Raw genomic sequence first — 15,566 nt, 5'->3', positions numbered from 1 at the left:
CGGGGAGCTCAAGTTAGAAAATTCTGAACAGCTTCCAGGGCAGCAGCATGGGTACTTGCTTGCAATATGCAATATAGGGCTGTCCCAATTCCTTTTTTAATCGCCTTTCTTCCAGTATGGTCCCAATTATGAAATAGCCGGTAAGGAGCATCCTTACCGGCAGGGATACCGTTGTCAGCGTACTTGTTACCCATACTAATGCAATCCCGCCACTGTACCAGGGGTGGCGAACATATCGTAAAATGCCGCTGTGGTGAAATTCAATTGCCCTCTGCGCTCTCCCGTCACGAAAATCTTTCCATTGTCGTAACCCAAGGAAAAAAGGCATGTCATAGGCCTGACTTCCCAAATAAAACATCAGTGCTGCATAGCAGAGCAGGAGTATTTGCAAGATTCTCCAGGCTCCGGAAAAGGCAAAGAGTACGGTTTGTTCTTGGGCAAGGGTGTAACCAACGACCGGTGCCAGGGTTATGAGGGAAAACAGGATGTAGCACAGCCGGTAGGTTCCTGGCGAAAGTTTGCTACTCCATGTATGAGTCTGTTGATTTACTAGGGTTTTCGTTCAAGGTCAAGGCATGCTGAAAAAATAACCACAGGCATATAGTTGATATTCCGAGGATTATTTTTTCAGCATAACAAAGAGATTGGGCGAAAAGACAGTAAATCAACGGGCTCATGTATACAGCTTGTTTTGCACCGTTTGATGGATGAGCAGGCTATGCAGCAGGCACCAGAAGGCCCAGAGGAGAATTGTGATAAGCATGCCCTTGCCGTCCCTGGTACGCGTGTGTAGAGGTTGTTCCGGTGGTGCAATGTTCTGCACCACCGGAGAACCGTTTATTGGTTACGAAATTCGCGTAACATATTGGGATGGTGCATCTCGTCTTCCATCTCCACCGTGTGACAGACTGCACAGTTGAAATTTGAACCAATGGGCAAGGTATTGCCTTGGTACTGTAATGGTTGGATAGTATGCACCTGCTCACCATATCCGTTGGCTGCAGGGTATATTCCATGGGGGCTGGAGTGACAGGCCGCACAAAACAGTGAGCCGCTTTCATCGGTCCTGTTGCTGTATAGCTCTTCTGCTGATGCTGTCCACTGATTAAAGGTTGAATCACTTTCCGGTGCTTCAAATTCCAGGTGGCAGTTGAGGCAGTCCGGTTGGTTTACCCACGGTTGGCGAGCTGTAATCTCGTCGGGCGGTGTTACCACGTAGGGCTGCAAGTACTGCGCAAGCGCAGAGGCCTTGGGTTGGCCCTTGTCTGCTTCGCCTTTGAGGAGGCTCATGGCATGTTCTTCAATAGATCCGTGACAACTGGTACAATCAAGGCCTATTTCATTATGTATGCCCCGCAGAGACTGGGTCGCTCCGGTAGGAGATGAAGGGTGGCAAAGGCTGCAGGACTCTGCACCCTGACCCTTGAGAAAAGCTGAGTGAAAGCCGTGCATGGAAGCAGAAAGGTTAAGGGGTGCGGAGCTTCCATCTGTTTCGGTTGCCTGGCCACTGTGACAGCTTTGGCACCGTTGTGGTTTACCCGCTTCGGCCTGCGCCAGCAACTGGGTGCCGCTCATCCTATCGTGTACGGCAAGAATATTGCGGGCAGTCGTCTGGGTAAAGCCGGCTTTATTCTCAACCCGCCATTGGCCTCCGTGGCATTGATAACATCCCATCTCGGTTGACACCGGTGCAGCGACCTTGGTGGTGGCCAGCAGGGTGCCGTCGGCAGATTTCGCTTCTATGGTAACAATGGGGTAAGGATCGTAGCCATCTTTGGTATAGGGAACAACCGGAATCTGGTCGGCCAGGAAGAAACCGTCTTCCTGGGTCATGGTACCCTGCATTTTGGAACCGCTCAGGCCTGTGTTGGGTTCAAGCTTGTTGCCGAAAAGGATGGCGGAGCTGTCCCAGAAATGTACATGATCTGCAGGCGTTGAAAAGGCTGACTCCACGCGATAGTTGAGCACCACCTCATCGGTAACGACTTCCGGGGTCTCGCCACGCAGGATCAGTTGGGCATAAACATTGTTGCCGGGTGCCTGCAGGGACCAGTGTTCATAGGTGTCACTGATGGTATGCATGCCCAATGTATTCCATGCAAGCAGCACATGGGTAGATTCGTCACTGTTAAACGTCGGCACAGCTATTCTTTTTTTGCTGACCGGAACGGTCGTTTCCGGGTCCAGTCTCCCGTTCAGTCCATAAGCTATATAATAAGCCAGAGCGTATCGTTCTTCATCTGTGCCTGCATAGGGTGGCATGTATGGATGAAAAATGTCCATACCGCTGATCATCGCGTCTAGGCCGGAAGGAGTAAATCCGGCAGTCAATTTTTCAATACCATGCATTGGGCCGCCTACGGCATGGCAGGAGAGACAGAGAACGTTGTAGAGCTCTCGTCCTGTTTCCAGTCGATTATCATCGGTAATGGATTTGTTCTTAATCCATTTGGCATTGGCAAGGAGGCCCTGCTGGTTGATTTGCTCCATGTCATTGGTGAAAATCGAATTGGAGTACATATGGTCGTAAATAATATAGGGCTTGCGACCGCCTTCACGCATGAATTCAAAACATCCCATATACAGCAGACCAATGATGAGCATCGTCAACGCGATAGGCCTGGTCACTGCCCTCGGCATACGGATGGCAAGCAGGAGGCCACCCAGTACCAGGAGAGGAGATATCCAGATAAACCCGCTGATATAGGGGGTCATGGCGGGCATTCGTTCAAACAGCATTTCCTGGATATCTGCAGGCAAGGCTGCCTTGTACCAATAGGCGGAAAAGATGAACAAGACAAAAGGAATAAGCAGCCATAAGGCTGCAAAACGGGTCATGGAAACACGGAGCGTTTCCTTTTTTATCCAGGTTGCAGTGACAAAGCCGAACAGCCCGGCGATGAGCAGCGCAAAAAAGGTCCTGAATGCCAGTGCCGGCCAGAATGTGGGGTTGAAAAAACCTGACCAGAAATTCTGATTTTCGATCCAGCTGCCCGGAGTGAGCATAAAGTCAATGATGCCGTTAATGATAAAAAGCGACATCCATGCTGCACCAAAATAAATCCAGCCAATGATAAGGTGATACTTCCGCTGCATTTTGCCGAAGCTGTAATAGTAAATAAACAGGGCAACTATTTCGATGACAAAGAAGACCCATTCTGCTGCCCAGCCAAAAACAAAGGTATGGATCAGCACTGATGTCGCGGCCGGATTGAGCAGGGCAATGGTAAACCAGATACCGACTCCGGTAATACCGCCGGCAACCATCGTTACCAGCAGGAAAAATTGAGCATGTTTGCGGACGTATTCAAGGATGGCGTTGTCTTCATCCCTGTACGCCTTCATCTCTGTAAGGACAAGGAACAGACCGCCTCCCACGGCAAAGTGGGAGATATATACATGGAAGACAGCTATGGCTGCTATCAGGAACCCGCCACCGAAAAAATCAAGTTGCCAGACAGGGTAGTTCACGACTGCACCTCCTGGTTGTCGGTATTTTGAAAGGTAATTTTCAGCATCCAGCCGATAAGAGCCATTCCGCCGATAAAAAAGAGGAGAAAAACCAGCAGAGGAGAGTAGGATGCCTGCACTGTTAGCTCGGACCGGGAAAACCACGGTTGGAGATAAAGGGTTCGGAGCATGTCCCGAGCCAGTATCATCAAGACGATGGCTGTGAGCAAGCTATAGAGAGCCGGCATAACCCTTTCTTTGAGTGCAAGCAGTGCTGCAAACACAGCGGCGATGATACCGCAGATGAGAAAGATCACAAAAAAGACGCCTGCGGCGGTGTGCATCGAAACAAGTCCCCGGGGCAGTGAGCCGAGGAACCATGCACCGATTCCAAAGTTTATAAAAGTCGCATAGGCAAACCATTTACACCCATATTTAATCCATGGTGCCGCCTCCGGATCGCCGGTGTGTTTTTTATAGGTAAAAAAGAGCGCGATACTCATACCGCCAACTGCAATCGCCGAGAGTATAAAATGCAGGTACCTTGGCCATATGGTTGGATCGGCCAGATTAAGGAGTAACCCGCCGGGGCTGTCAAAATAACGCGGCCAAGATTCGGGATGAAGCATGAGCGTCAAATTGTTGCTAAACAAAAAAGCGATGAAAAGCAGCATGATGCAGATCGCTCCGGTGAGCAGGGCTCTGCCCTTTTCCAACTGGAGGTATTTGTACTTATAGATATAAGCAAGATAGTAAGCAGCTATGAGTATGCCGATTATGGAGAGCCAGAAGGTTCCCATCAGGATGGAGCTGGTATAGATAAGGTGCCCATACAGAACCTGGACAAACAGCAGGGGGGCAACGCCGAAATTAACGGCAAAGGCTATGGTAAAGGGAAGTTTTTCGGCAACCGCCTTGGTTGGCGGGGAGCCGGCTCCATCACGGGTGAAGTGGTTTGCTGCTGCAATAAAGACCGTACCCAGCATGATATTCATGAGCAGGATATGCAGAGTAAAGGTGACGAGGAGCAGGATATGGAACCAGCCCCAGTGTACAGGTATGGCATCCGGGGTGGGAATAAGGGTCGTGGGATCCATGGGGCCTCCTTTTGTGAATCCAGACATACATAGGATAAGAAGAGGCTGGAATGCTACAGCAAGGATGAGTAGCAGAGCCTCTCATTTTCCGATTTGCTTTAACGCCGTTGTCGGGCCTAAATACCATTTACAGAAGAACAGTAGCTATGGAATCGACTCCTGTATTTCAATACATTTTTCCGGACAGTAGGCAGCTGCCTCACGTATGGCATCAGTTACTTTCTGGTCCGAATGAATTAACGCTGCTTTGCCTGTTAATTCATTGAGTTCGAATACATCAGGGCACATTTCAATGCAGGTTTTGCAAGCATTGCATAGATAAGTGTCGATAATGATTTCATGCATAGCGTCACCACTTCCCAGGTTGTTTCCTTCCGTATGGCGAACAGATGAACAGCATGTGCTCAGTATAATACGTTATGTTGTCTCGGACAATCAACTGTTTTACTGGTGACCTGATAATGCATCTTTGGTGAAGTTTTTGTCAGGCAGGATCGGGTAGTTACCAGTGAAGCAAGCCAGGCAGAAGTGGTCTTTGCTCAAGCCGGTGGCTTCAACCAGTCCATCCACACTGAGGTAGGAGAGAGAGTCCAGGCCAAGATAATCCCGAATGCCTTCTATAGTGTTGTCGGCAGCAACGAGTTGGTGGTTGGAGGGAAAGTCTATCCCATAGTAACAACCATGGCGGGTTGGTGGACAGCTGACGACCATGTGGACCTCTTTTGCCCCGGCCTGTCTCAGACTTTGGACGCGGCTGCGACCGGTAGTCCCTCTGATGATAGAGTCCTCGACAATGATGACCCTTCTACCTCTGAGAAGGCAGCGGACAGGGTTGAGTTTGACCCGCACTGAAAAGTCGCGCATGGATTGAGTCGGCTGGATAAATGTTCTGCCGACATAGTGGTTTCTGATCATTCCCATCTCCATGGGAATTCCAGAGGCGTTTGAGTAGCCGATGGCAGCGTAGTTGCCTGAGTCGGGAAACGGCATAACAAAGTCTGCATCGATATTTGTTTCTCGAGCCAGGATTTCGCCCATCCGTTTACGGGCTCGGTAAACATTGAATCCAAAGACATCACTGTCCGGCCGCGCAAAATAAACATGTTCAAAGATGCAGAAGCTAGGCTGACACTGTTCCCAAGGAAAGAGAGAGTCTATACCTTCTTTGTTGATGATAAGGACCTCGCCAGGCTCTATCTCGCGGATATATTCAGCTTCTATAAGGTCAAGAGCACAGGTCTCTGAGGCTACTACCCATGCGCCGTTTCCGAGTTTACCCAGGCAAAGCGGTCTGAATCCACGGGGGTCGCGAACGGCGATCATGGTGTCTTGGGTCATCAGCAGCAGCGAGTAAGCTCCCTGGATGTCGGTAAAGGTGTGCTTGATAGCCTCGTTGAGTCCTTGGTCAAGATATCTGGCCATCAGGTGGACAACGATCTCACTGTCCATGGATGTCTGGAAAATAGAGCCCTGTTGTTCCAGTGTTTTGCGGAGCGAGATGGAGTTGGTGAGGTTGCCGTTATGGGCTACGCTTAAAGGGAGCCCTTTATGGTGGACCAAAAATGGTTGAGTGTTGATGACGTTTGATTCCCCGGTCGTGGAATAGCGAACATGGCCGACAGCCATATGGCCGGAAAGTTTTTGCAGGTTTTGTTCGCTGAAAACCTCGGGCACAAGGCCCATGTTTTTATGAATTGTTACCTGCTCGCCATTAGAGGCAACAATGCCGGCGCTTTCCTGGCCGCGGTGTTGCAGAGCGTAAAGGCCGAAATAGGCAAGCTTGGCTGCGTCTTCATGGCCGTATATACCGCAGATGCCGCATTCGTGACGTGGTTTATCTGGATTTTGGCCTTCGGAAAGTTGTGTTTCTATTTTACTCATGACGTGAGGATCTACTGGTGCAGGGAGGCAGGTGGAGCAAAATTGAAAGGCACAAAGAACAATTCCTTGTGCCTCAATAGCAGTGCATGAATGAACATCTGCCTCAAAGCACTATTTACAAACAGATTACAGATTTTTTTTCAAGGTAATATAGAGTATTTTTGTTCAAATAATGCTGATCAGGTAATAAAACGTTCGATTTTATCGATATGAACCATGTTTTTTGTTGAAAGATAGACTGTTTTACCATTCGTTCCAATTTTACGATGCTATTTAGCTTTTTTTGGGCTATGCCTTTTTGTACCTAACGGCTATTTTGAAAAATTGCTAATTGATCCAACTCTTTTGTTGCATCCAAAATTTACTGAATAAACAACCTCATCGACATTGTAATTTTTTCTATAAAACTGACAAATGACCAGACTGACCCAGACAGTACAAGCAGCCGGTTGAGCTGCTAAGCTGGGCCCAGGGGACCTGGGCCGTATATTATGTGGGCTTGACCTGCCCAAGGACGAAAAATTAATTGTTGGTTGCGAAACCAACGAAGATGCCGGGGTGTATCAACTCAACGAGACAACCGCCTTAATCCTGACCCTGGATTTTTTCACCCCCATTGTTGACGATCCTTTCAGCTTTGGCCAGATAGCTGCCGCCAATGCCCTGTCGGATGTGTATGCCATGGGCGGTAAACCGCTTTTGTGCATGAATATCCTTGCCTGTCCTGTCAAGACCATGGCCGACGAGATATTCAGACAGGTTGTTGAGGGCGGCTTGTCTAAGGTCAAGGAGGCTGGTGCACTGTTGGTGGGAGGACATTCCATTGAAGATCAGGAATTAAAATATGGTCTGTCGGTTACCGGTACTGTCCATCCGCAAAATATCTTACTCAACAGCGGCGCCAGGGTCGGCGATCTACTGGTGCTGACCAAACCTCTTGGTACAGGAATTCTTTCGACTGCTATCAAAGGTGGGCTGGGGTCGGCGGCCATTGAAAAGAAAATGGTGGATACCATGGCGATGTTGAATCGGCAGCCCATGGAGTATGTTGGTGGAGACGGAGAGGATAGGGTTAGCGTGCATGCCGCAACCGATATTACAGGTTTTGGTCTGTTCGGTCATGTGCATGAAGTGGCCGAAGCCTCTGGAGTGAACATCAGGATAGACTCGGGAAGCCTGCCGATATTATCTGAGGCGATTGAATTTGCTGATATGGGCATTATTCCCGAAGGTGCGTATACCAATCGCAGTTTTTACAGTAAGTGGGTCTCATCCACCCTTCCTGAAATGGACTCGTTGGAAATGGTGGGATATGATCCCCAGACATCCGGCGGTTTGCTGTTGTCCATGGAGCCGGATGATGCCCATAGGCTGATATCATTGCTGCAGAGTAATGGCTACCCTTTGCCGTGTGCGGTGATCGGTGAGGTTATTGCCGGCGATGTTCCTGGACGGATTTTTTTTACCTGACCCGGACTGATGAGCAATCCGGGCTGAAATTTTATCATATTGTGGTTGCTGTGCTTAAACTGATCAGTAGTCTGGTCAGGTCAACCATATCCTGCAGGTCACAGCATTCGTTTGTTGAGTGAACATTGGTCATGCCGGTGGCAATAATGGCTGTGGGTAATCCATAGCCATTGAATATATTGGCATCACTGCCGCCGCCGGCCTTCTCGTAGGTCAGGTCCAAACCAATACGTTTAGCCGCCTCTTCAACACGGTGGATCGTCTTGCTTTCCCGTTCCAGACGCATGGCGGGAAAATCATTGTGAACCGTGACATCAATGGTCGGGCTACCTTTTGCTTGTCCGGTGGGGTCGTTCCACTCCGCAGCCACAGCTGCACAGGCCTGCTCTATCTCCTGCGTTACTTGGTGCAGTTTGTCTAGCTGGTGGCTGCGCACCTCTCCTTCGATAACCACTTTTTCCGGAACAATATTTGAGGCCGCTCCCCCGGTGATGGTACCAAAGTTGGCGGTGGTCTCTGCATCTATTCTGCCGGTGGGGCACCTTGATAAGGCTGTGGCTGCAACGGTTATTGCATTGACGCCCCACTCCGGGTGGAGTCCGGCATGGGCGGCAACACCATAAACTGTAATGGTCAAACGGTTGGCAGCAGGTGCCTGGGTAACAACCTTGGCAAACCCGGTGGAGTCAAGCGCGTATCCCTCTTTGGCCTGTATATACGCCGGATCTAATGCTTTTGCGCCGAGCAGTCCGATCTCTTCGCAGGTGGTGATGACAAATTCCAGCGGGCGATGGGCGATACGGTTTTCCCGCAAAGTTTCTATAAGTTCGATGCAGGCCGCGATACCTGATTTGTCATCACTGCCGAGGACGGTTTCCCCGGCACTGGTAAACATGTCGCCGTCTCTTTTTACCTGTATCCCACAGGCAGGTTCAACCGTATCCATATGGCAGCTGAAAAAAATCGGTTCCAGGTCCAGGCTGCCGTCAAAGCGAATAATGAGATTGCCGCATTGAGAGCCGGTTTGGGCTGCAGAGTTATCTTCTGTAACTTCGGTTGCGCCCAGTTGGCTAAATTTATCCTTGAGCAGTTTTGCCATCCTGCCTTCCTGCCGGGATGGACTGTCGGTTTCGCATAAAAGGACGAAGGTTTCTGCCAGGCGTTCTCTGTTAATATTCATTTGTAACCATTTGGCGAAGATAAGAAAATAGTCAATCTACCCCGAACTATAACTATTCAGGGTATCTTAAAAAATTAGATATTTCGTCCAAGACCAAGGCATGCGCAAAAAATTACCACAGGCATATAATTGATATCGGAGTCTTCGCTTACATCCGAGGATAATTTTTTAAGCATAACGCAGAGATTGGGCGAAAAAGCAATTTTTCAAGATAGCCTTTTAGATTGACCCCATGAGAACCACGGCATGAGCGGATATACCCTCACCACGGCCGGTAAATCCCATTTTTTCGGTTGTTGTTGCCTTTATGTTGACCGCTTTCGGACTCACGGCGCATCCTCCGGCAAGGTTCTGTTGCATATCGTTTAAATAGCCGGCCAGTTTTGGTTGCTGGCAGACGATGGTTATATCAGCATTGGCGAGCTGGAGTCCAGCCTGTTGTGCTTTTTCAATGACCTGTTCCAGAAGAAAGATACTTGAGATGTTTTTATACTGGGCATCACTGTCAGGGAAGTGGCGTCCAATGTCTCCTGCACCCATTGCTCCCAATACGGCATCGGTGAGTGCGTGACAGACCACATCGGCATCGGAGTGGCCATCCAGTCCAAGGTGATATGGTATCTCCACTCCTCCGAGGATGAGTTTTCGGTCCTTAACAAGTCGGTGGGCGTCGTAGCCGTGGCCAATTTTCATGATCTTCTCATGGGCGAGCAGTTTTTCAGCAAGCTGCAGGTCCCCTGGATGGGTTATCTTTACATTTTCCTCGTTTCCCAGCACCACCTGCACTTCCACTCCCAGGTGTTCGAGCAGAGAGGCTTCGTCAGTGCCTTGAAAATCTGTGGCAGAGGCATTGGCAAAAGCGGAGAGAAGTAATTGCTTGCCTGCAGCCTGTGGGGTCTGCGCCTGCCAGAGATCAGACCTGTCAACAGTAGTGGTTATGATGCAGGTATCTGCAATGACTTTTTTTAACGTGTCTTTGACCGGCACTGCGGCAATGACTGCTCCATGTGTGCGTGCGCCATCCATGGTGCGAGCAATTGTATCCTCGTCAACAAAAGGACGTGCCGCGTCGTGAACCAGAACTATTTCTATTGCTGCAGGGAGAAGGTGGAGACCGGCATGAACGGAATCTTGCCTGCGTGCACCTCCTTGGGCGAAAAGGAGCTTATGGTGAATATGTTGAGGGAGATGAGTAAAAAGCATCTCTTTTGTTTCCAGTTCATGGTCTGGATGAGCAACGATGACAATGGATGTGATTGCTTCCAGGGTAAGAAATTGCCTGCAGGTGCGGACAAGCAAGGGCCGGCCGCAGAGGTCGAGAAACTGTTTAGGCCGGTCACCTCCCATTCGGGAGCCAGTCCCTGCTGCTGGAATGATGACGGCTGTCGGCGGGAATGAGGAAGATATATTCGATTTCACTGCGTCGTAATAAAAATTGGGGGTGAGCTATAAGCCGAATTCTGTATCCATCAATGATGGACCATGATCATTTGACTGGGACAACAGTCGCCCGTTGCCTCGTGCAACCTACCCGGAAGTTTCGGACGGGTAGCCCTCAAACACTTCCCTATTTGGTCTTGCACCCGGTGTGGTTTACCGTGCCTTCCATGTCACCATGGAAGCGGTGAGCTCTTACCTCACCATTTCAACCTTACCTGTGAATGCCGGGCATTCCATCGGCGGTGTATTTTCTGTGGCACTTTCCTTCAGTTACCTGAAGTTCGCGTTACGAACCACCGTACCCTATGGTGTTCGGACTTTCCTCTCCGTATTCAACGAAACGGAGCGATCATGCGCTCACCCCCAAAAGGTGTGTCAAGCTTTGCATGACATGATTATCTGTAACTATTCCGCAGTGCTCCAGATGCGTACAAGCAGGCTGGATAACCATAGTAATGCTATGTTTTCCTGCCGGATCGTGCGGATATGGGGTGTTGCTGAATAGTTACTTATTTTTGGTCGATACCTTGGTTAGCCAAGGCGTCTGCCCTGGCATTTTGCGACCTGGGCACATGGTTGACGCTCCAGGTTGTAAAATGCTTAAGCACTGCCATCACATCTGTGTAGAGCAATTTGAGCGCTTCGTTTTTTACTTTGTAGCGACCCTGGATTTGGCGGACAATCAACTCTGAGTCCAGGTTAATCTCCAGGCAAACACAGCCAAGGTCAAGAGCTTTTTTCAGACCAAGCAGCAATGCTTTATACTCTGCCACATTATTAGTGCAAATACCAAGATAATCGGAACATGTGGCCAGTTCGTGACCGTCCAGGCTAAAAAGAACTGCCCCCGCTCCTGCCTGACCTGGATTGCCTCTCGAGGCACCATCAGTGAAAAGTCGACACAGCCCGTCCTGCTTTGCTGGACTGGATTGGGGCAAGCCGTTTGTGGCCGGAGTCTTTTCCTGTTTACCAGGCTGGTTGCCGGTGAGGAGAGATCTTACTTCCTGGGGAGAAGAGCCTGGGAAAAGTTGGGTCAGAAGAGCATCGTCAAGTTTTTCTGCCAGGGTGTCTAGGATTTGCTTTTTGGTCAGCAAATTATTTTTCAACAGCTACTTCCTCTTCTTTTACCTTATAGTAGAGAATGCGCTGACAGTTGGGGCAGAGATTAAGTTTGTCGCCTTTGCGGATTTCATTGAACTGCTGAGGGGGGACAGCCATAAAGCAGCCCTGGCAGACTCTTTCAATAGCTGGTACAACCGCCAGGCCATCACGCTTTTTGAGGAGCATGTTGTATCGTTTGAGTGATTTTGCCTGGAGGTCTTCAGAAAGGGTATCGCGTTGGCTCGCGACTTTTTTTCTGGTGGTGTCGATTTTTTTGATCTCTTTTTCGACCGCCGCTGTTTCCTCTTCAAGAAGTTCTTTTTCACCTGAGCAGAGGTTTTCCAGTTCTGTTGCTTCAAGTTTTACTGCTTCAATCTGCTCCATGATGTGTAAAACCTTTTCATCGGTCTCTTTGAGCAGTTTTTTGTTCTCTTCAATTTCTTTTAGCAGTGCCTGGTGTTCGCGACTTGTCTGGACCTGCATCATTTTATTCTGCCGATCCTTGATTCTTGTGCCTGCGTCTTCGTTTTCGGCATTGGTGTCACGCTGCTGCTGCAGGAGTGCCTCGGTCTTTTCCAGGCAGGCGGCGATGGCCTCTTTTTTCTCCTGGATAGACTTTTCCCGGTCTGTTATAATTTGTTGTTTTTCTGCAATATCTGTGTCAAATCCGGCAATTTCAGAATCTATTGCCTGGAGGTTGATCAGTTTTTCTATTTCTTCTTTCAATGTGTTCTCCTTGATTGCCTGTCAAAGGGCCTTGCTTTGGTTCTGTGGGTGGGATATATCTCGTTGTCTTATGCGGGGTTCAGCCCAGCCTAAGAGCAGTGTCGATTGATTGTTTTATTATTCGTAGCGGTGCCTGCTGCTGCGCGGTTGTAATGGTGATGGGGGTATTCGTTGCTGCAAGGTGTTGTTGCAGTTGTTGTTGCAGGGCGGCCATTGCCGGGTTTTCTGTTGCAAAGTGACCGCCATCGATAATCCAGAAACCTGCATCTTCCGCCCAGCGGGCAACAGAGTGTTTAATTTCTGCGGTTACAAAAACGTCAGCCCCTTGGGCAAGGGCACGTTCGGCAAAATCTCCGCATGATCCGCCGCAGACCGCCACCGTCTTTACTCGCTGCGGCCTTTTGCCGGCTTCAAGCAGCCATGGGGGGCTACAGGTCTGGAGGAGTCTGCTGATAAAATCATCCGGTTGCAATGCGGTGCTGTATGTACCTATTCTGCCGAGGCCGCAACGTTTTTCGGTGGTGCAGTCGCTCCGGCCGGCTACTAGGGGGCTTGTGTTTATTAGTCCCAATCCCTGGGCAAGAACATCACTCACACCACCTAATGCAGCATCAAGATTTGTGTGGCAACCAATTACGGCAATGTTATGCTGCAGCGCCGATGCTATAAATCGGCCTGTGGGATGATCGGTACGTAATGATGTAAGCGGACGAAATATGATTGGGTGGTGGGTCAGGATGAGATCGCAATCGTTGGCAACTGCGTCATTAACAAGCGCGGGGGAGGGATCAAGTGCCAGTAATACTTTGTGTATCGGTTGGCTTGGCTTGCCGACGAGTAATCCGACATTATCCCAGTCTTCGGCAAGAGCTTCCGGGGCGATTTTTTGTAGGATATTAATTAGTTCTTGAACCGTTGGCGCCATGTATTACTCTATAAAGAAAAAGAGGCACACCCTGTGGGGGTGCACCTCTTTATAGACTATTGGGGTACAATGCTTTGCTGAAGGTGTCAGCAAAATTTTTCGCAAGCCGATGAATATATTCAAATGCTAAAAAAAAATGTAGCTTTTCGAAAAATGGTGGGCCTACCTGGACTCGAACCAGGGACCGACCGGTTATGAGCCGGTGGCTCTAGCCAACTGAGCTATAGGCCCCAAAAAAAGTCAGTAAACAAACAATATTATCAAGAAAAACAATTCCGTCAAGCTTTTTTTCTTTTAGCACCGGAAAAAAGAGCGACGACAAGGGATCTGGATGCTTTACAATAACCTTATTTACTTCCTGGTGGCCATCTTTACTTTTTCCACCAATACACCGGTTGAGGTCCCGCTGATCCCCTGGTGGGGGGCATTTATAGCCTCTGCCTTACTCCTGGTAGGCTTCAGTCTTGTCGCAAGGAGGTTATACGCTTCGGCTCTAACCGAAAAGGCGGTTCGGTATTTTTCCATCGAACGAAAACTTTCCATAGTTGCAGTTGTTTGCTTTATCATCTGGGTGTATGTGCTGGACCTCAAGTATTATTTGCAGCCGTTGTCTCTGGGCGGCAAATTGCCTGTTTTAGAGAATCTGGGAGGCTTGGGTGCTTTTTTTCTTTTGTTCTGCGTAATATGGTATCGGGCGAGGCCTCTCTATCAGCAGCTCTTTCATCGCGAATACACCTCGTTTGGCTTTTTGGTGAGCAACGTGAAAATCAATCTGCCTATTGTTTTGCCGTGGCTGCTGCTTTCCTTTACCTTTGATATCCTGGTTTTGCTTCCCTTTCCAGGATTAAAAAAAATCTTGGTTTCACCGTGGGGAGATTTGATTCTCTTTGCGGTCTTTGTGTTTTTTCTGGTTCTTTTTTTTCCACCGCTGATACGGAGATTATGGGACTGCAGGCCCATGCCCGAGGGGCGGATGCGAGACAAGATAGTTGCTTTTTGTCGTGACCAGGGCTTTAGTTCCGAGATTCTTTGCTGGCCTCTTTTTGAAGGGCAGGTGATCACCGCCGGGATTATGGGGATTGTCCCAGGGTTTCGGTATTTACTGATAACGCCTGCATTGCTGGAGGCACTCAGTGAAAAAGAGCTGGAGAGTGTATTGGCCCATGAGATAGGGCATGTAAAAAATAAACACCTGGTGCTTTATGTGCTGCTCTTTCTTGGGTTCAGTGTTCTTGCAGGTGCATTGGCAAGGCCCATGCCTCATTTTATTCTGTCCAGTGATACCTATTACTGGTTACTCGGTAAGGTCAACCTTGCTCCCGATACCTTGCTGGGTATTCTTGGCGCGATACCGCTCTTGATACTGTTGATTGTTTATTTTCGGTTTATTTTTGGTTTTTTTATCAGAAATTTTGAGCGGCAGGCAGATGCGTCGGTTTTTCGTGCGCAGGGTACAGGGGTTCATTTGATCTCTTCGTTTGAAAAAATCGCAGTACTCACCGGTACCAGAAGGGAGCAAAAGAACTGGCACCATTTCGGCCTTGGGGAACGGATCGGTTTTCTGGAGCAATGTGAACAGAACAGGCAGGCCATTGGTCGCCAGGATCGCAAGGTCTATGCTTCTTTGCTGTTCTACTTTTGTTGTATAGCAGGGTTGTCTTTTTCTGTGCAGCAGCTTGATTTGCAGAAAATTTCCGCCGGCTATGAAGTGAAATACGCTGAGGCTGTTTTACTCCAAAAGTCTCGTCAAGAGCCGGGCAACAGTTTGTGGCCTGTTTTGCTTGGTGATTTGATGCAGAGTGAGCAGATGGAAGGTAAGGCTGTGGAGGCCTATGAGCAAGCAGTGAAACTGAGACCAACCAGCGTTGAGGTCAATAACAACCTGGCCTGGCTGCTGCTCACAGCAAAAGATAAAAAACTGCGTGATCCTGTCAGGGCGTTAACGCTTGCGAGGACAGCAGCGTTGCTCGATGAAAAAGGCTTTGTGTTGGATACACTGGCTACTGCTTTCTGGGCCAACGGACTGATCGAAAATGCCATAGAAACCGAGGTGCGCGCTATCCGGTTGGACCCTGGCAATCGTCGCTATTATCTGGAGCAGATACGGCGCTTTCAAAATAGCCGCTGGGGCGAAGAAACGGAAAAGGCAAAGAATCTATAGCACAGGCACGAGATAACTCCATAACCTCGATCAGTAACTGTTCAGCAGTGCTCCAGATGCGTGCAAGCAGGCTGGATAACAATAGTACAGCTATGTTTTCCTGCCTGATCGTGCGCAGAGGTAAGCGCAGACTCC

11 protein-coding genes, 1 tRNA gene, 1 other RNA gene and 1 pseudogene are annotated in these 15,566 nt (G+C 49.2%); 2 read left to right on the top strand and 12 right to left on the bottom strand.

What is annotated here, in order from left to right:
- Window positions 1-13 precede the first annotated feature (13 nt).
- From ACHZCY_RS09205 to purF, 5 genes and pseudogenes are all read right to left on the bottom strand, one after another.
- Window positions 14-520, bottom strand: a pseudogene (locus ACHZCY_RS09205) (methyltransferase family protein); the annotation flags it as partial.
- Between the two features lie 317 nt (window positions 521-837).
- The gene (locus tag ACHZCY_RS09200) at window positions 838-3,471 is read right to left on the bottom strand and encodes a cytochrome ubiquinol oxidase subunit I (RefSeq protein WP_319548687.1); all 2,634 of its coding nucleotides are present in this window, start codon (window positions 3,469-3,471) and stop codon (window positions 838-840) included.
- A complete protein-coding gene (locus ACHZCY_RS09195) occupies window positions 3,468-4,547 on the bottom strand; it encodes a hypothetical protein (protein WP_319548686.1) in 1,080 nt (359 codons plus the stop codon). Before ACHZCY_RS09195 ends, ACHZCY_RS09200 begins: the two co-directional genes overlap by 4 nt.
- Window positions 4,548-4,691: 144 nt before the next feature.
- Entirely contained in the window at window positions 4,692-4,892 is a 201-nt protein-coding gene (locus ACHZCY_RS09190) for a ferredoxin (protein WP_205223975.1), read from the bottom strand.
- A 99-nt stretch (window positions 4,893-4,991) separates the two neighbouring features.
- A complete protein-coding gene (purF, locus tag ACHZCY_RS09185) occupies window positions 4,992-6,428 on the bottom strand; it encodes an amidophosphoribosyltransferase (RefSeq protein WP_205223976.1) in 1,437 nt (478 codons plus the stop codon).
- A 414-nt stretch (window positions 6,429-6,842) separates the two neighbouring features.
- Between purF and selD the strand changes: the two genes are divergently transcribed.
- Entirely contained in the window at window positions 6,843-7,898 is a 1,056-nt protein-coding gene (selD, locus tag ACHZCY_RS09180) for a selenide, water dikinase SelD (protein WP_319548685.1), read from the top strand.
- A 34-nt stretch (window positions 7,899-7,932) separates the two neighbouring features.
- Here the strand turns inward: selD and ACHZCY_RS09175 are convergent, their stop codons facing one another.
- From ACHZCY_RS09175 to ACHZCY_RS09145, 7 genes are all read right to left on the bottom strand, one after another.
- Window positions 7,933-9,078, bottom strand: coding sequence for a M20/M25/M40 family metallo-hydrolase (locus ACHZCY_RS09175; protein WP_205223978.1), 1,146 nt, complete (start codon window positions 9,076-9,078; stop codon window positions 7,933-7,935).
- A gap of 219 nt (window positions 9,079-9,297) precedes the next feature.
- Window positions 9,298-10,497, bottom strand: coding sequence for a 2-C-methyl-D-erythritol 4-phosphate cytidylyltransferase (gene ispD / locus ACHZCY_RS09170; RefSeq protein WP_319548684.1), 1,200 nt, complete (start codon window positions 10,495-10,497; stop codon window positions 9,298-9,300).
- Window positions 10,498-10,511: 14 nt separating this feature from the next.
- Window positions 10,512-10,883: RNase P RNA component class A (rnpB, locus tag ACHZCY_RS09165), an RNA gene on the bottom strand.
- Between the two features lie 144 nt (window positions 10,884-11,027).
- On the bottom strand, window positions 11,028-11,624 hold the full coding sequence (locus ACHZCY_RS09160; RefSeq protein WP_205223979.1) for a ribonuclease HI family protein: 597 nt from the start codon (window positions 11,622-11,624) through the stop codon (window positions 11,028-11,030).
- Window positions 11,614-12,345, bottom strand: a complete 732-nt coding sequence (locus ACHZCY_RS09155; protein ID WP_319548683.1) for a zinc ribbon domain-containing protein — start codon at window positions 12,343-12,345, stop codon at window positions 11,614-11,616. The genes ACHZCY_RS09160 and ACHZCY_RS09155 overlap by 11 nt, the downstream gene beginning before the upstream one ends.
- Before the next feature lie 79 nt (window positions 12,346-12,424).
- Window positions 12,425-13,270, bottom strand: coding sequence for a Nif3-like dinuclear metal center hexameric protein (locus ACHZCY_RS09150; protein WP_205223981.1), 846 nt, complete (start codon window positions 13,268-13,270; stop codon window positions 12,425-12,427).
- A 154-nt stretch (window positions 13,271-13,424) separates the two neighbouring features.
- Window positions 13,425-13,501: transfer RNA gene (locus tag ACHZCY_RS09145), tRNA-Ile, on the bottom strand.
- 100 nt (window positions 13,502-13,601) lie between these two features.
- On the opposite strand from ACHZCY_RS09145, the gene ACHZCY_RS09140 reads away from it, so the two are divergent.
- A complete protein-coding gene (locus ACHZCY_RS09140; RefSeq protein WP_319548682.1) occupies window positions 13,602-15,431 on the top strand; it encodes a M48 family metallopeptidase in 1,830 nt (609 codons plus the stop codon).
- Window positions 15,432-15,566: the final 135 nt, after the last annotated feature.

The sequence above is a fragment of the Desulfogranum marinum genome (assembly GCF_963675105.2).
GTDB lineage: Bacteria > Desulfobacterota > Desulfobulbia > Desulfobulbales > Desulfobulbaceae > Desulfogranum > Desulfogranum marinum.
The sequence above is the reverse complement of the archived record's forward strand: the minus strand, read 5'-3'. Positions and strand labels throughout refer to the sequence as shown.

What these genes read in the sequence shown, in the direction of transcription:
- ACHZCY_RS09195 (WP_319548686.1), bottom strand. Translation starts at nt 4,547, where the DNA reads ATGGATCCCACGACCCTTATTCCCACCCCGGATGCCATACCTGTACAC.
- ACHZCY_RS09140 (WP_319548682.1), top strand. Translation starts at nt 13,602, where the DNA reads ATGCTTTACAATAACCTTATTTACTTCCTGGTGGCCATCTTTACTTTT.
- ACHZCY_RS09150 (WP_205223981.1), bottom strand. Translation starts at nt 13,270, where the DNA reads ATGGCGCCAACGGTTCAAGAACTAATTAATATCCTACAAAAAATCGCC.
- ACHZCY_RS09190 (WP_205223975.1), bottom strand. Translation starts at nt 4,892, where the DNA reads ATGCATGAAATCATTATCGACACTTATCTATGCAATGCTTGCAAAACC.
- purF (WP_205223976.1), bottom strand. Translation starts at nt 6,428, where the DNA reads ATGAGTAAAATAGAAACACAACTTTCCGAAGGCCAAAATCCAGATAAA.
- ACHZCY_RS09175 (WP_205223978.1), bottom strand. Translation starts at nt 9,078, where the DNA reads ATGAATATTAACAGAGAACGCCTGGCAGAAACCTTCGTCCTTTTATGC.